Raw genomic sequence first — 21726 nt, forward strand, 5'->3', positions numbered from 1 at the left:
CAAGTGATTCGCGAGGGGGGAGAGGTTCGTGGAGGAGTTCTTTGAGCGGTGGGAGGTGATCAGGGAGCGGTTGAGGAGCTGGTGGCGGCGGTGCGGGGGAGGTTGCGGGAGGCTGTTGGATGGGGAGTGGTGTCGGTCGTGGTGGGGAGGGAAGGAGAAGAGAAGCAGTGGGTGGCGGAAGGGATGGCGGATGATGAGGAGGTGACGCGGTAGTTTCGGGGGCTGCAGTGGGGACGTTTGTCGAGGCGTGAGGGATGGGGCGAGGAGGCGGCTTTGCGGGGTCATCCGATCCGACGTCCACCCTGCTGCCGAGCTGATGGCTACATGGATACCGACTCCAGCAGTCCCAAAACAACAATCGTACTCCGCCATTCCCGTCCCAGTAGGACGGCTGTTCACGGGGTCCAACTGACCAAGGGACCTCCCATGCGCACGCGCCGAGCCAGCGAATCCCATCGCCCCCACGCTCCTCCAAAACTTCCAGCAATTCGGCAAAACCGTCTTCAGCCACCCAAAATCCATTCAGCCTCAACTCGGCAACGAATGCGACCAGGATTTGAACCGGGACAAGTCACCAGAACCTTCAAGAACCGACTCGACGAACTCCTCATCTTCATCAAGACGCCGATCACCAACGCAACCAGTGTGAGCCTCGCCGCCAAGATCCAATGGATCAAGCACTCCGCTCGTGGCTTTCGAAGTCGTGACGGATTCCGAAACGCCATCTACTTCCACTGCGGCGGACTCGACCTCTACCCACACAAAACCGGGTAGAGCCCAAATTGTCGGTTTCGGTCAGCGTGTTGCCGACGGAATCATAGGTGAAGCTCGTCCGTTGGTCGAGGTGGTCGTCGATCCATTCCAACCGACCAAGGTCGTCGTACTCGAAGGTCGTGGTTCGATTGATCTCATCGGTGACGGTCAATTGCTGTCCTTCGGCATCGTAGACGATGGTCTGGTCATCGCCGAGGGCGTTGGTGACTGTCTCCTGGCGGTGGAGCTTGTCATAGGTGTACGTGGTGACGTGGCCCCTCGGATCGGTTAGGGTAAGCAAATTGCTTGCCGCATCGTAGGAGAACTCGATCATGGGTGACGAGAGCGGACCGGTCTCGTCCGGGTCAGGGAGCGTCACTTTCGTCCGGCGGCCGAGATCGTCATAGTCGACGACAGTCGTTCGACCTCGCTCGTCCGATGTGGCGATCACTTGTCCGGCATGGTCGCAGGCCGTTTCGACATTGTCGGCGAGGGCATTGGTGGTCCGCGTCGGCCCTGACGCTAGGGCATATTGAACAACCACACACCCATGACTGCTTCAGCACAGAATAGGAGCAAGAACTGCTTGATGGATCGAATGACTCGTTTCCGATGATACATGCCATGGTCAGACAAATCCTCGGGGTGAGTGAAGGCAAGCACTGTGCAAAACCAATACCGACACCAAGGGACACCAGCCTTCACAGACACAATCATCGATATGTGGTGATAGCACAGTAATATAAAAAAATACATTAGCCCACAGAATCCGAGAGCAAGTGCAGTTGCCAGCATTATCTTGACGAACAACATCAAGTGATTCCAGACTGGTTTGCCATATAAACAACGTGATAGATGACGGCCTTCCGGGCAATTGCCACTAGCGCCCTGGAGCTCTTCTACGAGGAAAGGGCTCGAATCGCGGCCACCCCGGCGGTATCAGTGAGTCCGGCCATCCCGTTGAGCCACACACGCCGATCAATGTGTTTGAGTCCCCACCATAAATCCCACCACCTAGGCCAGCATCGACCGTTACTTGAACTCCTTCCCATGCTGGCATTACGATTCCGTCATCAGAAATCACTCGATCTACAGACTGCTGATACTCGCAACCACCCGGTCCCGCGTCTATACCCACTGTGCAAGTGGTGCCGGTCGCCAAGTCTTCCACTCTTTGTGCGGTAGTGGCGGTGAGGTTCGCCTCAACGGCCCCGCCCAGACCAAGTGCCGGATTGACGGCATAGGATACAATTATTCCTCCAGAGAGTCCGTGTTCCCACGAGAGCCCAAAATGGAAGTCCAAAGAAACATTGAAACGAAGTATTCCAGTATAAACCGTAGCAGAGGGACCGATCCCAAGCGTCCAAAGACCGGAAGGATCGGACAGCATTGTCGGGCTATTCGTCGCATATCTCGTGAGGTTTGTGTCTCTACCTGCAAACCCTATTGGATCCTCACTGATGAACCCACCCTTTGTCGCATCGTAGTAGCGAGCCCGATAGTAGTAAAGTCCCGTTTCGTCATCGTATTCTCGGCCGGTGAACTTGTAGCGTACCTCGATGAGTGAGTTGGACTGATTGACAACGTTGCCAAATGAATCGTAAATCAAGTGGTTAACGACAGCGCCGCTGCTGTCGACAATGTCCTTCGTCGTTCCCAGGTGATCGTGGAGGAGCCACTCGACATTGACGCCATCATCCTGCGCAAGCACTTGATCGATCCCTGTGCCGTGAAGGTATCGATTGGAAAAGACTGGTCCCCCTGTTCCGCTTCCATCGGGGTCGACGAAGTCGAGCAGGACATCCTCACGATCTTGGATATAATGCTCCGAAACGTCAACGTTGCCATCGCCATTGAAGTCGACAGACTTTGCAATGCGTCGATCGAAGACGTCATAGACGAAGTCAACACGATCGAGGTCGACGCCTCCCTGGTCGTTGTCGACCAGGGCCACGAGTCGATTGCGATGGTCGTAGTCGAACTCACGATAGCTGCCCGTCGCTATCTCCGTCTGGCGAACTCGATTTCCCTCGTCATCGTAGTCATAGTCGTAGATGCCATCGGAAAGAAGTCGATTGTTGAAACCGGTAACGTAACCAGTGGCGTGGAGGTGAGACGACTCTCGGTTACCATTAGCGTCGTAGGCGTAGGATTCATTACGGGAGGAATCGGAGTCGTGCGTCGCCGACGTGAGCTGGTACGTGTCGTCATAGTCGAAGGTCAGCGTGCCGTCGATATCCTCGACCGAAACAATGCGGCTCAAATCATCGGCTCTATTCACGAATCTATGGGTCCCAATGGGGTGGATCGCTCCCTGGCCGGCCGGCTCGTCTGGGACCCGGACGCCACCCTGGTGGGCTGACTTTGCAGGGACCCGGCGTCACCCAGCCGATCCGGCCTGGTTTTTCAGGCGATTCGGGCGTTGGCATTCCAGGACCAAGCCGATTTTCCGGCCAAACGGTGAGGTGACGAAATTTCGTCACCACTCAAGAGAAGGCTCGAACACGATTCACAATTTGCCGGTCGAATTGGCAGCTGGCCTCCGAAGTCAAAAACAGCGGTGTTTCCGGAAGAATTGGCCCCCCTAGACGTTAAAACAGCCAAGAGATGACCCACAAATTCCGAGGAGGAGGCAGAGTATTTTCCAGCGTCGTGCGTATCTACACGGATCCTTTGCACGTTGAGTATTCGGATTGCACTGTGGTTAATCAGGGTCAAGGAACGGGGTCGCAGATCTTTAAGCTGCTCGCAGATACGGCAAAGCGACTCGGTTTCCCCCTCATCAATGCAGAGGGGCGAAAACACGTGAGTGCGCAAGATCCGCATACGAATTGCTTTGGCCACTACGTCTATGTGAAGCTTGGCTGTAACGCACCGATCCCCGGAAGTGCTCCGGCCAGACCTGCGTGAGCGTAGCAACGGTGGCGTCTTGTCGGTTGCGGTAGGCTTGGGTTGGTTGGCCCTGGTTTGTCGCGAGGCGGAAGATGCGAGATCGTTGTGCGGAGAAGGAAGCGTATTGGCGGGAGGTCGTTCGTCGGCAAGAGGAGAGCGGGCGGGGCGTTCGGAGGTTCTGCCGGGAAGAAGGGATTTCGGAGGCGTCGTTCTACGGCTGGCGGCGTGAGCTACAGCGACGCGATCGAAAAGAGAAACGGTCGACTGCGGTCGATGGCGGTGGGGCGTGTCCGTCGCCGTTCGTCGCGTTGCGGGTGGTTCCCGAATCGACGAGCGTGATCGAGATCGTTCATCCCCGAGGCTACATCGTGCGGGCGCCGGCCCACGTCGACAGCGACGCGTTGCGCAAAGTGCTTGCCGCCCTCGATAGCGTGGAGGAGGGCTGAGCATGTGGTCGATCCCTCACCAGGTGCGGATCTTCCTGGCCCGGGAACCGGTCGATATGCGTAAGAGCTTTCACGGGCTCATCGCCTTGGCGGAATCGGTGCTCGAGCAAGATCCGCTTTCGGGCCATTTGTTCGTCTTCATCAATCGCCGCCGGGATCGCCTCAAGGTGCTCTATTGGGGCGGCGTCGGCTATTGCATTTGGTATCAGCAGCTGGAAGAAGGGAGCTATCAGCTTCCCGACGCCCAGGCGGCCGACGACGAGGCTGGCCTCGAGATCACTGCCGGACAATTGTCACTCATTCTCGAGGGCATCGACCTTTCCTCGGTCCGGCATCGCAAGCGCTTTCAAGTCTCCGATCGGCACCGTGACGCGACGTCATCGTCCCGTCGTTCGTGACTTCCCCTCGCTCTTTCCCGAATGATGCGTGCCGCTCCGCGGAGCCAGGACGCGCCGCTGCTCCTTCGAGACGCCAGTCCCCCGTCGCGGCGGCGAGAGCCTGGAAGCCATGGGACGGCACGCGACCAAAACCGAGTTTTGTCTTCGGTTGTCCTCGGACCCAGGGTTCTTCGCTTGCCAATCTCGTTGGACGATCGACCCTGGCGTTCTCTTCGCGAGCGACAACGATGTCATGGTGATGGCAGCGATGAGGCGGACTCGCAGGTTTTCTCGTCATTCCGACGAAAATGCTGAAACTGCTCTGGCGCCTTCGGCGTCGAGGTGCTAGGGTGTCCCCGCGACAACTGAGATCGGTTTGATGGACGCCTTCGACGTGAACCTCCCTCGCGACATCGACGCCTGCCACGAGTTGATCCTCGAACTCGATCGGGAGCGCCGACGGCAAGCCGCCGTCATCGCCCAGCAGCAAGAGACCATCGCTCAGCAGCAGGAGACGATCGATCGCTTGCAGAGCGACGTCGACTTGCTCAAGCGGACCTTGTACGGCCGGCGGCGGGAACGCTTCGTCGACGATTCCCAGCAGGGGCTTTTGTTCGACTCGACAATCGTCGGGGCGGACGACGATTCAGGCTCCGGCGACGACGACGAGAGCGATGACGACGAACCGTCACCAGAACGCCGCTCGAGCAAGGGACGCGGCCGGCGTCTCTTCCCCGACCTGCTGCCGCGCAAGACGGTCCGTCACGAACTCGACGAGCAAGAGATTCCCGAGGAGCTGAGGAACGACCCGACCGCCCGGCGGTTCTTCAAGAAGACCAGCGAGCAACTGGAGTTCACGCCCGCTTCGATCCATGTGATCGAACATTACCAAGAGGTGATCGTTCGCGACGAAGCATCGGGCGAGACGACGATCGCCACGGCGAAGAAACCGCCGCAGTTGATCGACGCTTACACCGGTCCCGGCTTCTGGGCTCATCTGACCGCCAGTCGCTTCGCCGACCATCTACCCTACTACCGACAAGAGGACATCCTCGCTCGCCACGGCTGCCGCATCGGCCGCGGCACCCAACAGCGTTGGCTCTTCGCCCTGGCCTTGGCGGTCGCGCCGTTGGTCGAACTGATGCGTCGGCTGGCGTTGCAGTCCGAGGTGCTGGGCTGCGATGAAACGCCGGTCAAGATGTTGGCGGGCGAGCCGCCTGGCTGCACCAAGACCTATCTCTGGAGCACCGTCGGCGACAATGCCCATCCCTACGACTGCTTCCACTTCACGCCCGACCGCAGCCGCGATGGTCCCGACGAGTTCCTCGCCGGTTTCCAGGGTTACTTGCAGTCGGACGCCTACACCTGCTACGAGCGAATCGCCGCGGCGGAGGACCGGATCGTCCCCGTCGGTTGCTGGGCTCATGCGCGCCGCAAGTTCGAGGAGATCCACTTCAGCGCGCCGAGCGTTCGGACGCACACCGCCCTCGGCTACTTCCAGCGGCTCTACGACATCGAAGATCGCGCCCGTGACAGTAGTGTGTCACAACGCGGCGCCCTGCGGCAACGCGACGCCAAGCCGATCGTGACCGAGTTCCATCAGTGGCTGCTCGAGCAAAGCGAACGGGAACTTCCGAAATCGAAGCTGCGCGCCGCCATCGCTTACATGACCAACCGGTGGCAGTCCTTCGCGTGCTATCTCGACCATGGGGCGATTCCCATCGACAACAACCGCACCGAAGCGGCGCTGAAGTACGCCGTCCTCGGCCGCAAGGCGTGGCTCTTCTTCGGCAACAGCCAAGGAGGAGAGACCGCCGCCACCTTCTTCACCCTGACCAAGAGTTGCAACCGCCATCACGTCGATCCATTCGCCTACCTCCGCGATGTCTACACCCGCCTGCCGAACACTCCGGCTTCGGATCTCCCTCCGTTGCTACCCGACCGTTGGATCGACGAGCACCCCCAGCATCGTCTCCAAGAGCGCGCCGACGAAGCTCGCCAACGAGCCGACCGCAAACGCGCCCGCCGTGCCCAACGCCGCGCCCATGCAGCCACTCCTCGTTGACCGGTGACCGGTCCCCCATCGTCATCGGCTCCTGCTTCCCCCACACGCCACCGTTGCAACGCTCACGCAGATGTACTTCAGCCGCTCGGTTCGCCGCCTGCCGAAGAAACGAAAGAAACGACCGAGCGTCTCCTTGGTCCGGTCTTGCCCGACCCAAAGCAGACGACGCGATCCGCGGTCGATCTGATAGACCAGGGTGAAGTACTGATGCCCCTTGCGGTAGGCGACCTCGTCGATGCCGATCGCCTCGATCCCTTCCAGCTCGCGATGGCGGATTCCCCAGCAAACCGCCATTTTCACCGCACGAAAGACGGTGTGCCAACTCGTGCCGAAAATCGCGGCGGTCTCACGCCAACTCAAGCGTTTGGCCCAACGGGACAGGAACCATTGGAAACTCGTGGTCGTTCGCTCCTTGCCCGAGGCCCAGGGAAGGCGTTCCACCTTCACCCCGCAAACAGGGCATGCGACCCGCCGTGCCGCGTAGACGAACCAGACCGCCAGGCCCCACAGCGGCACATGCTGGAAACGGCGCTCCGGCAAGTGGTCGTACGTGCCGCCACGATTCCCGCAACCCGAACAGATCGGCCGGCTGCGACGCCGTGGGCGAACCCGAACCAGCAGTCCCTCTTTCGACGAATCGGCCCAAGCCGCCGATTCGTAGACGAAACTCCCGTGACGCTCCAAGGCGTTGAGGATAACCTGAAGTCGCATCCCGTCTCTCGCGGCTGGCGTTTGAAGAAGTCCTCGCAAACTCCATCATGCGCCACTCGAGAGCGGGATGCTCTTTTACTCCCTCCTGCCGACTTCTCTCCTTTCCGCTTGACCAGTGGAACATCCTCCCCGCCAACGGCCAAGGAGGAGTCTTTGCCGGGCGACCGAAGCCGAGCCACGATGGCGAGGATGCAGGGCGAGCGAAGCGAGAAGACAAGGCAAAGCAGCAGCCGGACGCGGCCCTTGGCATACGGCGGTAACCTCCACTACCAAGCGGAACGGAGAAGACACTCACCACCCACAGATTTGGCAATAGAGCCACAAATAGTTGTCGCTATACAGGTAAATGAGTAATCTGCCTCACTTTGGCTTAACAAAGCTGTAGTTTGGTGCCGATGAGTGGTACTGAAACGAATACACGGGTTACCTTGGTTGTATCACCTATCTCGGCAAGCACCTCCCGACACAACTCGGCGCCAACCCATGCCACGGCAGGATGAAGGAACGCGCAATCATGCCGCGTTCCCTTTGGACTGAAACGACGACTCTAGGGCTCGACCATAGCGCGGACAGGAGGTCTCGATGCGTTACGTGATACTCGCACTCGCGTGCATTCCAATCGGTTGTGCGGCCATCATCGCGAAGAAAGTCCCTCTTCAAGCAAGGCTTTGTGGACAAGACAAACACATCCATGGGTTTCGGTACTACACCGGCCGCCCCTATTTGGCAGTTCCGGAGAAGATCGTCTTGGACTCCGTTTCCCGAGTGGGAATACTGGGCTACAACAAGGTTAACGCTTCAAGCACGGCGGGCCACGGAGAAGAGTCCAATCAAACGATCGAAGTCTATCTCAAGATCGTCGATCCCCACGATGGCACACCTTGCTACTATGACTCTCATGGCGTCAAAGTAGATCATGTCAACGAGGGCAATTTTGTCGCCTTCACTAGAGGAAAATCGTTGAAGGATCAGATTGCGGCATTGGGCGACAAGGGACCAAGACTGGCCGGGATCTCTGCCAATGTCAGTGGCGAGGAGCAAGTGGACGGCGGTCAGCCACGGGCGGATGGCGATCAGTCGCAGGGTGAACCACACCGAAGGACCAGCAACGAAAAAGCCACGGAAGAAGATCCGCCTGAGCCAACTCTTCCCAAGACACCAGAGGATCCGATTGAGAAGATTCAGGTCGTGATTCTACCCGACTTCGAAGAACAGATCGCCATCAAGGATTGCAATTTCGCGGCGAAGTCGTCTTATGGTCTCGAGTTCAAAGACGGATGGCAGTTGAAGAAAGTCAACGGTTCGTTCGACTCGACGGAGGTTCCCGTTGCCCTACTGGATACGATCAAGACGGCACTCGGCGGATCATCATCCTCGGAGATGAAATCGTCCTCGACACCCACCAAGAGCGCAACGGGGACAACGAGCGGTGATTCCACCGCTGAAGAAGCGATGCTCGGCAGAACCGTTGCCGCCGTTCTCGTCGAGCGGACATACATTCCCCCTGGAGTCTATCGGCTCAACAAGCCAAGTGAAATGCAGACCGCCGTTCCCTGTGTGGGCCTGTTGACCGACATTGGCTTGACCGTCGAGCACGAATCATTTCTTCAAGTGATTTCGGGGCTATAGGCGTGCCCCGCAATGTGAGATTCCGCAATCATCCCAGGGATTGGAGACGAGGATCATGGCGTCGAAATTGATAACACTTTCCGTGTGTGCCCTCCCGCTACTAGGCGGCTGTGCATCGATCAAAGTGACGAAAGTTAGCGACGATTCGCATGGAATCTGCGACCACGGATTCCAGTACTATCTATCTCGGCCTTACGTGGTGATCAAGAAGCCCATTCCCATGGGAGAGCATCACGAGTACTTCTACAGCGACGACGAAGATCTTGCCAAAGCGCCGATAGCCACCGTGATCGACAGCGAAACGGTTACGTCCGCGTCGGTGGAACAACTGGAAGCACTTGCGGAAAAGGCCGCCGGCGGAGAGGGAATCTCGTCCGATGGCTCTGCGCTCACGACTGAACCGATTACTGTCAAGGACACGCAGACCGCGGAAAACTTGAAGGGCGACATACAGATTATTTTCCTTCCAGACATGGAGGAGAGATACGCGGCCCAACCGAAAAACGTCTTCTCTCGCCAAGCCTATTCGTTCGGTTTCGAGGACGGCTGGCGATTGGCAGGAGTCAATCAGCAGTCCGATTCCACCGCCGTGCCCCTGAAACTGATCTCCGTCATCAATTCCGCCATCGAGACGGCACGAAGTATTGCGGCGGCAAGTGCCGGGCCTGCGGCTCTAGCAGCGGCGGCAAAGAGTGTGCCATCCGGTCCAGCCGACAATGCAATTGGAAAGATGGTGCTCTTCGAACGCGTCACGAAGAGCTACCTAAAGCCCGGTGTCTATCGAATCAACAAACCTTGGGAGATTACGGAAGAAAGCTGCGACTCCGGGGCAGGGTTGATTTCCCAACTCGGGCTACCGGTCATCGAACGGACGGAAGTGCGTAGGGCCGACACGACCAAGACTCTCAATGACGTCGTCTCCACCGAGAATTGATCTCCGTCACATTCATGAGACAGTCTTGTCGGGGTCTTCTCTAGTAAAGTAGTCCTGCTGCTTTGTCTCGGGAAGACCTCGTTCCTTTAGGTAGCGGAGCATGGAGGACCTTGCCTTACAGATCGCCCTTGTTGTATCAAACAGACTCTCGACAAGATGCTTGCCGAGCCATCCATAGACAAGGTTCGGCACATGAGCAATCCGACCCTTGGAATCGTCTTTTGAGTCCTTCATTCTGCTACCGGTGTCATTCAACAGCAGGGTTTCACGGACGATTCCCGGGACGCACTCGGGTGCCGAGACATTCACTTTTTGAAGTCGGGGAAGACGGTCGTGGACTTCAATGGTCTTATATCCCGTGTGCTGTAGCCGAAGCAGTTGCCAAGCATGTTCCGAGATGAGCCGGGGTCGACGGCCGTGATGCTGACAACGGGGAATCGCATCGCCAAGCAAATGCGCGAGTTTCTCGGAAGCCACTGGAGACCCCCAAAGATCGAGAGATTCGATCACATCACTCTCGAAGAAGGGTTCCACCAACTCCTCGTGTACCGCATCGGGAAACCCGACATAGATCCTCAAGGCGTTAGAGACAAGACGTCGACCGTGTCCCTCGTGAATCGCTTGAATCGTATAGTTTCCTGGAACGAGGAACTGTTGACCCCGGTAATCAACGGACAGACAAACAGATTCGTAGATCACCGCGTTGGCCTCGGGGATGAGGGTGAGCTCACGATCATGCCCGCAACGAACTTGACGCGGAGTGTGCCGATAGAGTGTTCCATCCGGCTTTTCAACGAGATAGATCGTTGAGAGGTGTTCGGGAGCCAGGGTATCTTCGACAACTTTCGGTTGATTGGATCGGTTGGCGAGTTTGGCTTCGATGTAGATCGGTTCGCCAAACTCGAACCGCCGGGAGCGTTCCTTCGGAGAGAGCCTGATTTCAAGCCGGAGGGAATCGTTCTCGCTCTCGCGTTCGGATCTGAGAGCGACATTGTCTTGTCCATGCCCGGAGTAACTCGCTCCGCCCATGACGACGCGGTCGAACTGCCCATGGCGAATGAAATCCATTTCTTCGTCGTCGAAGTCCCAATCAAAGTCTTTCCAATATGCGGTGGATCCGTGCGCATGCCTGTCGGGATAGTTCATGTAAGACGAAGACAACAGTTTGAGGCCAAGCTTCTTCTTAGAGTCAAAACTATGTCGCAGGTTAAAGGCGTGTCCAATTTCATGCATTGCCGTTCGCAAGTAGTCTCTCGGAAACTCTGCCGGTCTTGAGAAACTCCGACGAGTTTCCTCGAAGAGAGCACAACCTTGCCTCTGTCGACCGAAGACGTCGAACATGATCCCGGTAGTCCGAGGATCACGAAATCTCTTGGCAACGAAAAGGTAAAGTCTCCAGTCTCGCGCGTTCACCAACTGCTCGGAGCGATCCTTCATGACTTTGTTGAGTTCCGCTTCGCTCCACGTCTCGTCGGAAAGATCCTCGTATTCGACCCAATCTCCTCCCCATTTCACATCAATCCCAGCTCTTTCGAGAGCGGACTTGAGATCATGTGTCGTTCTTTTCCAGGACACCTCGCCAGGCGATCGCGTACCTTTGACGGTGTCAATCTCGAGGTGGAGAATTCTAGGACAGTTGGATACGTGCAAGAGTGGCACCTCTAGTGTCCTAATAACATCCTGATTCATCGATAGAAATCGCACCGTCAACCGCGCATCGGCACCCTCAATGTCACTTTGCACAACGCAATGGACAAATCGATCGGACTTTGTCTCCCCATCCTCGTAAAGGAAGAACTTCCCTTCGACCTTTTCATCGCTCACGTCAAGTTGTGGTGCCCAGCGAATCCCGTACTTGAACCACGGACCACCGCTTTCGAGTTCGAAGAGGTCGGCACTGACTCTGTTGAGCTGTTCATACGGAGAGGGAAATCGCTTGAGATCGATCCTGAGGCTGGCCTTCCAACCATTGGCGCTGCCACTGTAGAGACCATTTCGGAGAGTCATGAGGTGCCTCGACGTTTGTATGGGGACGACCAAAGCTGTACATTAAATCATGCACCCGGGTGCCGCAAACTGAAAGAAGAGAGAGTGGGGCGTGAAGTGGAGGGGAACTTGACGGTGGCAATGATTTTTGGGATGTTTCCGGTGAATTGACTGGACCTGGCCGGATGCCGCTTGTTGACGGCGGTTGAAAATGGCGGCGCTCATTCACGTCTTGTTGCGATTTGGGAAGATGGGGGCTTTGGTCCCGATCGTTCCGAAGTTCGCAAGGAGGCGGAGGAGTGCGAACCGACATGGAGTGGTGGACGGAAGTGCGCCGGCGGGTCTTGACCGGCGAGTTGAGCAAGCGAGGAGCGTGCCGCGAGTATGACCTCGGCTGGCACACGTTGACGAAGATCCTGACTCACGCCGAGCCGCCGGGCTATCGGTTGTCCCGGCCTCGCAGGAGGCCCAAGCTCGAACCCTTCTTGCCGATCATTCATCGGATCTTGGAGGAAGACGGCAAGCAGCCGCCCAAGCAACGTCACACCGCCAAGCGGATCTTCGAGCGGCTACGCGACGAGCACGGCTACGACGGTGGGGAGACGATCGTCAAGGACGCCGTGCGTGCCTGGAGGCAATCGCGGCGGGAAGTCTTCGTGCCGCTTTCGCATCCGCCGGGCGAGGCCCAAGTCGACTTCGGCGAAGCGACGGTCCGTGTGGCGGGCGAGCCGACGAAGGTCGCGCTCTTTGTCATGACGCTGCCTTACTCGGGGGCGATTTTCATCCAGGTCTTCCCGCGCGAATGCACCGAGACCTTCCACGAAGGCCATGTCCGCGCGTTCTCCTTCCTCGGCGGCGTGCCCAAACGGATCAGCTACGACAACTCGGCGATCGCGGTGACGAAGGTCTTTCCCGGCCGTGAGCGGATGCTGACCAAGGAGTTTCTTCGGTTTCGTAGTCACTATCTCTTCCAAGAGCATTTCTGCCTGGTCAGACGCGCGAACGAGAAAGGACACGTCGAACGATTGCTCGGCTTCGCGCGGCGGAACTTCCTGGTCCCGGTTCCCGATGTCACCTCGCTGGCAGTACTCAACGAACGGCTCGTGGTCTCTTGCGAGAAAGACCTGGAACGCCGCACGCGCGGCAAGTCCTCCTGCAAGCGCGACCTGCTTCTCGATGATCGTGCCGCTTTCCTGCCCCTGCCGAAGCAACGCTTCGAGGCGAGGCGACTGGTCCAGGCAAGTGCCACCAATGAGTCACTCGTCCGTTTCGATCGCAACGACTACTCGGTGCCGGTGGCCTACGCCCATCGCCGCGTGACGATCGTCGCCACCGTTCTGGAGGTACGGCTGATCTTCGAGGACCGCTTGGTGGCCCGGCATACGCGCTGCTGGGAGCGGGAAAAGACCTGCTATGACCCGGTCCACTACCTCGCCTTGCTCGAACGCAAGCCGGGCGGGTTCGATGTCGCCCGCCCCTTGGAGGAGTGGTCGTTGCCCGACTGCTTTGGCTTGTTGCGACGCCGTTTGGAGGCCGAGGACGACCGCCATGGAACCAGGTCCTACATCCGTGTGCTTCGCTTGCTGGAGAAGTTTCCGCTCAAGGAGCTGACGGCCGCGGTCGAGCAGGCGCTCGCGATTGACGTCACCGATGCCGAGAGCATCCGCACGATCCTCGAACATCGTGCCGACGAGCCGATCACCGTCTTCTCGTTGGATGGCCGACCGCACCTTGCGCGAGTGCATGTCCCGACGACCGACGTCGCTTCCTACGACGTCTTGCTGGGAGGGCAGGCCTCGTGAACAAGACGACCACCAAGAGCACCGTGCTGCTCAAGCATCATCTCAAGGCGCTCAAGCTGCCGACCGTTCACGACGAGTGCGAGCGGATCGCCCGACGCTGCGCCGCCGACAACGCCGACCACTTGGCGTTCCTCTTGCAGCTCTGCGAACTGGAGTTGATCGAACGCGAACGTCGGGCCGCCGCGAGGCGTCTCAAGGCCGCTCGCTTCCCCACCACCAAGACGCTCGAGGAGTTCGACTTCGCCGCCCGCGCGAGCCTCAACAAGCCATTGGTCCTGGAACTGCTCAAGGGGGAGTATCTCGAGCGCCGAGAGAACATCTTGTTGGTCGGACCCTCGGGGACGGGCAAAACGCATCTGGCCACCGCGCTGGGCATGGCCGCCTGCGCCCAGGGGCGCAAGGTGCGGTTCGTCCGCGTGACCGAACTGCTCACCCTCTTGCTCGAAGCCCGCGACGAACGTCAACTCTTGCGGTACCGGCAACAACTTGCCAAGCTGGACCTACTGATCCTGGACGAGTTGGGCTACGTGCCGGCAAGCAAGGCCGGGGCCGAACTCCTCTTCGATGTCATCGCCACCGCCTACGAGAGGTACAGTCTTCTTGTGACCACCAATCTACCCTTCGAGCACTGGACCGAGGTCCTTGGCAGCGAACGGCTCACCGGAGCCGCTCTCGATCGGCTGACCCATCGCTGCCACATCCTCGAAACCACCGGCGAAAGCTATCGGCTAAAGGACGCCAAACGCCGCCGACAGCGAACCGGCTGAACCAAGGAATCACCCGCGACACGATCTCGGCATACGGAGACCTTTTCCCAACCAGGCGCCACCACTTTCGACCGCCCAGCGCCACCATTTTCAACCGCCGTCAACAATTCGGGGTCTCCACGGCTAACCAGCCGTGGCCTCATTGAAGCGAGACGCGGTCGCTTTCCGCCGCCTGCTGGATCTCTCGCGTCTCCACGGCTAACCAGCCGTGGCCTCATTGAAGCCACCTTCTGGCGTCGAAGATGCGTCCCCACCTGCCCGTTTCCACGGCCAACTCACATTCCCCAGCGTCTTGGCGATTTCGAGTGTTTTGAAGTTTTCTGAGTCGGTTTGGTGACGCAAGTCGTTTGCTGTCGGTGGGAGCTTGGGGCCTGGCGGCTGCGATGGGGGTGTAGTGACGACCTTTGGTCTTGGTGGCCGGAGGCGATGGCTTAGCATGGGGCCATGTTTGTTCGGCAATGCTTTCGCACGAAGAACGGCAAGCGACACGCCTATTGGGCGTTGGTCGAATCGTATCGCAGCGAGCGCGGACCGCGGCAGCGCGTGGTCGCTTGGCTGGGGAATGTCGATGCCGAAGGACGACTCGGTCTCAAGCAAGCCGCCGAGGGCGATCCCTCGGCCGAGCGGCAGCAGAGTCTCTTGGAACAAGAGCCGCAGCCGCGACCGCACCCAGAAGGACTCGGCGATCACCTGGGGCTTCGAGCAACGGATCGAGAATCGCCTCGAAGCGATGGCCGCGCGTTGCCGCAAGCAGCGTCGCGACTCGCAGAAAGTGGAGCGGGAAATCGGCCGACTCCTCGGCCAACATACCCGAGCCGCCTTGCTCTTCGAGATCACTGTCAGGGCCGTCGAGAACGGCCGCGCCGAGCTGACGTGGAAGAGAGCGGCCGAGTGTCGTGATTGGGCCACGCTCAGCGCCGGCTGTTACCTGCTGCGTTCCAACGTGGCCGACTGGAGCGATGAGGAGTTGTGGCGGGCCTACATCCAGCTGACCGAAGCCGAGGCCGCTTTCCGCATTCACAGGAGCGATCTGAGCCTGCGGCCCATCTGGCACCAGAAGGAAGACCGGGTCCGAGCCCACATCCTCGTCTGCTTTCTCGCCTACGTCCTCTGGAAGACGCTGGCGGCTCTTTGCCAGCGAGCCGGCCTTGGAGATGAACCACGTCGCATTCTCGACGAGCTACGCGCGATCGACGTGGTCCCGCCGACGCGGGAAGTCCCCGAGATCCGAAAACGCTGCGTCAGCCGTCCGTCCGATCACCAAGCCATCCTGCTCCATCAGCTCGGCCTCCACCTGCCTTCGACAACAAACTTCGCCGAGATGTAGTGACGACTTTCCCCAACCCACCCTTGAAATACAACGACTTACGTCCACACCTGGGGAAGTTGGGCTAAGGAAGAGGGAGGAAAAGGATTCTTGATGGAGTTCGAACGCGGGAGGTGGTCGTGAGAGGAGCGGCGGTGTTCGGTTGGCCGCAAACGGATTGAGGTGATCGATTGGATCGAAGAGTCGTTAACCCACATGGCAACGCAGTCGTTAGTCGGCATCCCGTACGGCGAGCCATTTGGGAAACTCAAGACCGCTGTCGACGAAGGCTTCGAATTCCTTTGGTGTGAGAAGCGTACGCGCCCCATCGGCGGTTTCTAGGACGTAGCGAAGTTGCTCGTCGATGACCGCCGGATCGCCGAAGAGGATCTCTCCCGCGCCCGTGAAGGTGACTGTTTTCGCGTACGGCAAATTGACTGCGGCCCAAAGGGGCTCGCGGGTTTCGGTATCCCAAACCTTGACCAGTCCGTCCGCTCCCGACGACGCCAGGCGTTTGCCGTCATCGCTCCAAGCGAGGGACTCGACTTTCGAACTGTGGGCGTTGATTGAGGGAATCGAGGCCCCGTTCACCGACTCGCGATAGATGTCTCCGAGTTCGCCCCCGACAGCGAGTTGCCCTCCGTCGGGACTCCAAGCCAAACACTCCGCAGAGTGTTCTTTGAATTTCGAATCGGGTTTGCCCTCGGCATCAAAGACCTTCAAGTATCGAGACGTCGTGGCGAGCAGATTCGGTTGAGGGTTCCACGCGATGGCGGCGGCTCCCACATCGAGCGCCCGGACGAGTGTGCCGTCGGGCCGCCAGATTTTGACCGGTGCATCCGCTTTGCCGCTGGTGGCGAGTCGATCGCCTTTCGCGTTCCAAGCGAGAGCGTTCTCGGTGATCCCTTTCTCATCGACCTTGAATTCGCTCAGAAGTTCACCATCTGCGCTCCACTGCTGAAGCTTGCCACTGTAGCTGAGACCAACGGCAACCCGGCTCCCATCGGGCGACCACGCGGCCGATGTCGGAGTTCTCTGAAGGTAACGCTCGAAGCGGCCATCGGGCGACAAGAGACTTATCCCCCGTTTCGAAGTCCAACCGACCAATCGATCGCCCAAACGATTCCAAGCATTGGACACTCTGCGGCAGTGTCTGGACGTCGTCACGAAATCACCATCGGCTGTTGCTAAACGCATGGGGAGGGAATACGGCGCGGGGTAGTGGGCCGCCGAGTTCCACGAAAGCTGATCGGTACCCGGTCGCCAGTCGACTTGGGGATGGTCCCCTCCATCCGGATCGAAGAGGATCCTCGCCAACAACACCGATGATTCGTCAAGACGCCCAAGGACGAGTCCGGCGTCACCGCCCGCGAGATAGAATCGCTGGCCACGTGGCTCCCAGACAAGATCGTAGACAGTCCCTCGAACGACGTTGGCGACAGCGATTGGCGTTCCATCAGCCGAGAAGAATCCCAGCTTGGACCAGCTTCCTACAGAGAGCACTTTCCCACTGGGATCCCATTTCAACGATTGGTGAGGAACCAAGTCGGTCTCGAACGAGTGTGTCAGCTCACCGTCACGCGACCAAACCCGTACCGTCTGACTCTGATCGATGGCCGCCAAATACTCACCATCGGGCGTCCAAGCGACAGCGAGAACCGAACCTTTGAAATCCTCCAGGGTAGATCCAGGAGTTCCATCGGGCTTCCAAAGACGAACGATCGGGTTCGGGCCGAGGCTCCCCGCCGCCAGCCAACCGGCGGAGCTCCAATCGACCTTGTTGACGTGGCCATCAAAGCCACCGAGCTTGCGAACACGATCGCCATTGCGGTTCCAGATGGTCACGTCGTCTCGACTGGCCGTTGCGAGTTGGTTGCCATCGGAGCTCCAGGCAACATCGGTAACGGGGTAGGGGTGATGTAGAACCGGTCCACGTCGACCATCCGCCGTGGAAAGCCTAACCCTGCCGTCGTCCCCCACGGAAGCGATCCAATCACCGTCAGTACTCCATTTGAGCGACTTCACCGCTTTCCCGATGCCATGCTTCGCGTGACCGCGCAAGAGCTGTCGCAATTCCATCGTTCGAGCATCGTAGAGGCGAACGCTCCCTCCGCGGGAACCGACAACTACCGATTTCCCATCGGGGCTGATGGCGATCGTCGAGAGCACCTGAAGGGGGCCGATGGTGTTCATTTGCCACGAGGCGACTCCCGGCAACGATGCCGGCCGCGGAACGATGCCCGTGTCGGGCGGTATCGGTCCATTCTTCCAGCCGCGGCGAGGATGATCGACGACTTTGGGAACTCGCTTGGCAAGAGACTTCGTGGGGGTCACCATTCGCATTTTGAACTCGCTTGGCGAGAGCATCTCATATCGTCCCGGTTCGGGTTCGACGATGTAGACTAACTCATCCTCAAGGACGTGCGGCTTGCCAAAGAGGACCTCCCCCTCGGGTGTGAACGAAACATTCTCGTCGCCATTTCGGAGCGTGATGCCTGTCCACTGGAGTTCTCCGGTGACGGTATCGATGATGACGATGATTCCACGCCCCCCCCCAATCGCCAAACGCGATTCACCAAGCCAGGCGACATGTACGGGAATGTCGAGACGACCGAGGAGCGGTCTCCAGGTCCGCTTGCCGTCGAGGGAGAATAGTTTCAGCATGAACGACCTGGCAGTCGCGCACCACTCACCACTCGGGTCGATGCACCAGTCTCCGTTGCCAGAGATCAGCGCATGAAGAGAAGCGCTCTTGGGTAGGCGTATCCCGTGTTCATCAAGAACGATCGCTCGACCGTCGTTGCCATCCACGACAATTCGCATGGTGTCGGGAGCCCACTGCAGCCGCCACGCAGGCTGCCCTAGTTCGATCGTCGATTCTCTTGCTGGCTCGTGTTTGTTGAAGGTCGGGACGTTCCAGAAACGGACTGTCCCGTCTCTCCCCGAGGAAACGAGCTGATTCGAGGGATTCCAGGAAAGGCCAGGGACACCTCCCTCGTGACCCTTCAAGACCGGTCCGGCCGTACCGTCGACGTTCCAAATTCGAATGGCGCCGTTTCCAAGGCTGGACGCGGTGGCGAGCCACTTGCCGTCGGGGCTCCAGGCGAGCGCGTCAATCGAGGGCTCGTCGGACTTGAGCGTTCGTAAGATCTTCCCGCCACTGGAGGCGAGTATGGTTTCTCCGTAGCTCTTTCCAACTGCCAATACATCTCCCGTCGGGCTCCAGGCACATTCCGGGACTTCACTATTCGCTCTGACGACGGTGACATCACGACCATCGGATGACCAGATGGCGGTCTGTCTTGTTCCCACGGCGAACTTGGTTCCATCGGGATGACTCGCCATGTCCCTGATTTGTCGGCAATTGGAGAGTTCCGAAAGTCGCTTGCCGTCGCGATCGAAAAAAGTGATTCCCGATTGGGTCATCAGGTCAGAACCGATGACGAATGTTTGTCCATCGGGGGACCAAGCGAGGGATTGCGCAAAGTTGTTCGCACTCACGAGAGTGGGCTTGAACTCGCGATTGCGCAAGTGAACCCCGTAGTATGTAACGATGGCGAGGCGGTCCCCATCGGGGGCCCACGAGTGCGACTTAAAGCTGTTGTCGCCCACCTTCAATTCCCGATCGAGAGTTCCGTCCGACTTCCACAGCAGGAAGTGCTTCTCTTCGGCCGTACTGATCCACTCTCCCTTGGGATCCCAACCGACCGACAAGACGGGCGCGTCACACGACAACGTCTGTTCAAGCGAACCGTCGAGGGTCCAAATCCGGGCGGAGTTGTCCTTGCCACCCGACAACAAACGCTCGCTCTTGGGATCCCAGGCCAACGAGGTGACTTGGTCGTCGTGCCAGCCGACGATCGATTGGCGCTCGCCGGCGGCGTTCCAGAGCTCAACCCGCCGATCATGCGCGACGGCAAGATGACGACCGTCCGTGCTAAAGGCCATCGCCCGGACCGGCATGGGAGAGACACGCCACCTGCGAAGCAGACGATTCTCCGACGGTTTCCACAAGTAAAGGTTGCGGCTTGTGTGGCTGCAGACGATTGTTTCGCCATCTGGCGACCAGGCCAGAGCGAGGATTCCGCCCAATTGCGTCGGCAACACGTGCAGTAGTCGGTTGGTGTGGGCGTCGTAGATACGCAGGTGCCCCGACCCATGCGTGGCCACCGCGACGCTCTTGCCGTCTGGGGAATAGGCGACCGCGTTGACGTCACTGCGGGGCTTGACGGTGTCGACCTGCCAGCGGTGGATCCCCTCCAACTCCTTCGGTTCGGCGACCAGGCCCGAGAGCCTCGGAATGGTCGCTTCCGTCGGCAACATCGACGACGTCGCCAACGAAGCGGTCGCCAGCGTCCCGGCAAGTTTGGGAGTGGTCGTGAGAGGCGTCACCGCTCTCGGCGAGGGATCATCGGCCATCTTCGGCGGCGGCTCATCGACCTTCGCGACCGTTGGTGCCTCCTTGGGGACGAGCTTCGCCTCGACGGCGACGCGGCCGTGGCGCATTAGGCGGACGACTCTCGAGACTGACTCGAAACCCGACTTGCGAACGAGCAGTTCGTGACGCCCGGCGGGAACGGAGAGGACGGTTGTCTCCCCCTCGGGGTCCTTGAGCGTGATCTCCTTACCGTCGAGCGCGACGGTGTAGCCTGGTTCGTTGACGGTCAACTCGACCTTCCCCTCGCCCGTCGTCAAGTAGGTGATCATGCCGGCGAGGGTCACGAGGAAAGCGAGCCCTCCCGTCAGGAATGCCCGTCGCCGTCTGACTCGCGGGGGGCCGCCGCTCGAAACCCTTTCGATGCACGTCCAGTCGTACCCCTCGGTCTTCGTTTCCGCCTTCGGCAGGTCGACCGTGGGGGAAGAAGTGCTTTCGACAACAGTCGAATCGGTCGAGTTGAATAGTCCGGACAGGTCGGCCTTCGCGCAATAGGGAGTCAACAGCTCGGCGACCTGAGAGGCTTCCTCGATCCGGTCCTTCGGATCCTTTGCCATCATCTGGATCAAGATCGCTTCGAGTTTGCGCGGTACGTCGCGTCGTTTCTCGGTGATGCGTGGAATCGGGTCCTTGACGTGGGCGAGGATGTATTGATACGGGGTCACGAGCTGGCCATCGTCGTAGGGAGCCCGGCCACTCAAGAGCCGAAAGAGGGTGCATCCAAGGGAATAAATATCGGCCCGAGCACCGATATGCTGACAGAAACCGGCTTGCTCGGGGGCGAGGTAGTTGACCGTGCCGACGACTTGGCCGGCGGCCGTCAGTTCTCCATCGACTTTCTCGTCGTCGCTGGGCCTGGCGAGTCCCAGGTCGAGGATTTTCACGACACCCTGTGTAGTCAGGATCAGGTTGGGGGGCTTGATGTCGCGATGGATGAGCCCATGTTCGTGGGCATGCTGCAAACCGTTGGCCGCCTGGCGAATGATCTCGCACGCCTCGGGAGTCCCCAGAAGACCGACTCGTCGACATAGGTTGGACAAGTCGAGACCATCGACGAGTTCCATGACCAGGTAGTGAACACCCTCGAACTCCCCTGCATCAGTGGCGCGGACGATGTTGGGGTGATCGAGTTTGCCGACAGCTCGCATCTCTCGCCCGAAACGGGCGACCGCGGCGGGGTTGCTGAGTGTGGAGTGCCGCAGGATCTTGAGCGCGACCAACTTGTCGAGCCGCTCGTGCCTTGCCCGGTAGACCTGGCCCATGGCCCCTTCGCCCAGCCTCTCAAGCAGGCGGTACTCGCGGATCGATCCGAGTTCGTCTCGATCAGGTTCTCGCGGTCGATCTTCGTTTGGCTTTTCGTCCTGGGACCAATCTTGACCGATCCGTTCGGCACGCTCCAGGCCCGTACGATAGCTTTCCTCTCCAGCGTACTCGTCGGCGACCGCTGACGAACGAAGTGCGACGAGAATGGAGTCATTGGGATCGTCGACCTCGCCCAGGAGCGTCTGGCAAAGTTCACAACTGTCGAGGTGATTTTCGATCTCGGACAGTTCAGCGACGGAAAGCCGTCCGTGGAGGTAGCTGATGATTCGGTCTTGGTCGGGGCAGTTCGGCATCGCTGAG

At 59.2% G+C, this 21726-nt stretch carries 15 protein-coding genes; 10 read left to right on the forward strand and 5 right to left on the reverse strand.

Translation table 11 applies throughout. The features are described 5' to 3' along the window. Window positions 1-48 precede the first annotated feature (48 nt). Together Pan216_RS28025 and Pan216_RS28030 are read left to right on the forward strand one after the other, a co-directional pair. Window positions 49-213, forward strand: coding sequence for a hypothetical protein (locus Pan216_RS28025; RefSeq protein WP_419193223.1), 165 nt, complete (start codon window positions 49-51; stop codon window positions 211-213). 330 nt (window positions 214-543) lie between these two features. Further along, a complete protein-coding gene (locus Pan216_RS28030; RefSeq protein ID WP_419193224.1) occupies window positions 544-774 on the forward strand; it encodes a transposase in 231 nt (76 codons plus the stop codon). Here Pan216_RS28030 and Pan216_RS03730 read toward each other — a convergent pair. Beyond that, window positions 674-1297, reverse strand: coding sequence for an RHS repeat protein (locus tag Pan216_RS03730; protein WP_145254999.1), 624 nt, complete (start codon window positions 1295-1297; stop codon window positions 674-676). The genes Pan216_RS28030 and Pan216_RS03730 overlap by 101 nt on opposite strands. 336 nt (window positions 1298-1633) lie before the next feature. After that, window positions 1634-3034 carry an RHS repeat-associated core domain-containing protein gene (locus tag Pan216_RS03735; protein ID WP_419193225.1) on the reverse strand — a complete coding sequence of 467 codons (1401 nt, stop codon included), beginning with the start codon at window positions 3032-3034 and terminating at the stop codon, window positions 1634-1636. Between the two features lie 703 nt (window positions 3035-3737). Between Pan216_RS03735 and tnpA the strand changes: the two genes are divergently transcribed. The 3 genes from tnpA to tnpC all read left to right on the forward strand — a co-directional run bounded on the left by tnpA (window position 3738) and on the right by tnpC (window position 6533). Next, window positions 3738-4091: an IS66 family insertion sequence element accessory protein TnpA gene (gene tnpA / locus Pan216_RS03740; RefSeq protein WP_145255004.1), complete on the forward strand. Its 354-nt coding sequence runs from the start codon at window positions 3738-3740 to the stop codon at window positions 4089-4091. A gap of 2 nt (window positions 4092-4093) precedes the next feature. Continuing rightward, entirely contained in the window at window positions 4094-4489 is a 396-nt protein-coding gene (tnpB, locus tag Pan216_RS03745) for an IS66 family insertion sequence element accessory protein TnpB (protein WP_145255007.1), read from the forward strand. Window positions 4490-4847: 358 nt separating this feature from the next. After that, window positions 4848-6533 (forward strand): IS66 family transposase, encoded by a 1686-nt coding sequence (gene tnpC / locus Pan216_RS03750; protein WP_145255010.1) that lies wholly within the window; start codon window positions 4848-4850, stop codon window positions 6531-6533. 21 nt (window positions 6534-6554) lie between these two features. Here the strand turns inward: tnpC and Pan216_RS03755 are convergent, their stop codons facing one another. Then, window positions 6555-7244: a transposase gene (locus Pan216_RS03755; protein WP_145255013.1), complete on the reverse strand. Its 690-nt coding sequence runs from the start codon at window positions 7242-7244 to the stop codon at window positions 6555-6557. A 582-nt stretch (window positions 7245-7826) separates the two neighbouring features. Here Pan216_RS03755 and Pan216_RS03760 point away from each other — a divergent pair. Together Pan216_RS03760 and Pan216_RS03765 are read left to right on the forward strand one after the other, a co-directional pair. After that, window positions 7827-8873: a hypothetical protein gene (locus tag Pan216_RS03760; protein ID WP_145255016.1), complete on the forward strand. Its 1047-nt coding sequence runs from the start codon at window positions 7827-7829 to the stop codon at window positions 8871-8873. Between the two features lie 55 nt (window positions 8874-8928). Further along, entirely contained in the window at window positions 8929-9807 is an 879-nt protein-coding gene (locus Pan216_RS03765; protein ID WP_145255019.1) for a hypothetical protein, read from the forward strand. Between the two features lie 12 nt (window positions 9808-9819). Here the strand turns inward: Pan216_RS03765 and Pan216_RS03770 are convergent, their stop codons facing one another. Next, complete coding sequence (locus Pan216_RS03770) at window positions 9820-11814, reverse strand: zinc metalloprotease (RefSeq protein WP_145255022.1); 1995 nt, start codon at window positions 11812-11814, stop codon at window positions 9820-9822. Window positions 11815-12092: 278 nt separating this feature from the next. Between Pan216_RS03770 and istA the strand changes: the two genes are divergently transcribed. The 3 genes from istA (at window position 12093) to Pan216_RS03785 (ending at window position 15689) form a co-directional block, all read left to right on the forward strand. Then, window positions 12093-13595: an IS21 family transposase gene (gene istA, locus Pan216_RS03775; protein ID WP_419193226.1), complete on the forward strand. Its 1503-nt coding sequence runs from the start codon at window positions 12093-12095 to the stop codon at window positions 13593-13595. Beyond that, entirely contained in the window at window positions 13592-14362 is a 771-nt protein-coding gene (gene istB, locus Pan216_RS03780) for an IS21-like element helper ATPase IstB (protein WP_145255025.1), read from the forward strand. Before istA ends, istB begins: the two co-directional genes overlap by 4 nt. Window positions 14363-14930: 568 nt before the next feature. Then, the gene (locus Pan216_RS03785; protein ID WP_145255028.1) at window positions 14931-15689 is read left to right on the forward strand and encodes an IS1634 family transposase; all 759 of its coding nucleotides are present in this window, start codon (window positions 14931-14933) and stop codon (window positions 15687-15689) included. A gap of 210 nt (window positions 15690-15899) precedes the next feature. On the opposite strand, the gene Pan216_RS03790 is transcribed toward Pan216_RS03785, so the two are convergent. Continuing rightward, window positions 15900-21719, reverse strand: coding sequence for a serine/threonine-protein kinase (locus tag Pan216_RS03790; RefSeq protein WP_145255031.1), 5820 nt, complete (start codon window positions 21717-21719; stop codon window positions 15900-15902). Between the last annotated feature and the right edge of the window lie 7 nt (window positions 21720-21726).

This window comes from Kolteria novifilia, assembly GCA_007748055.1.
In the GTDB taxonomy this organism is placed as follows: Bacteria; Planctomycetota; Planctomycetia; order Kolteriales; family Kolteriaceae; genus Kolteria; species Kolteria novifilia.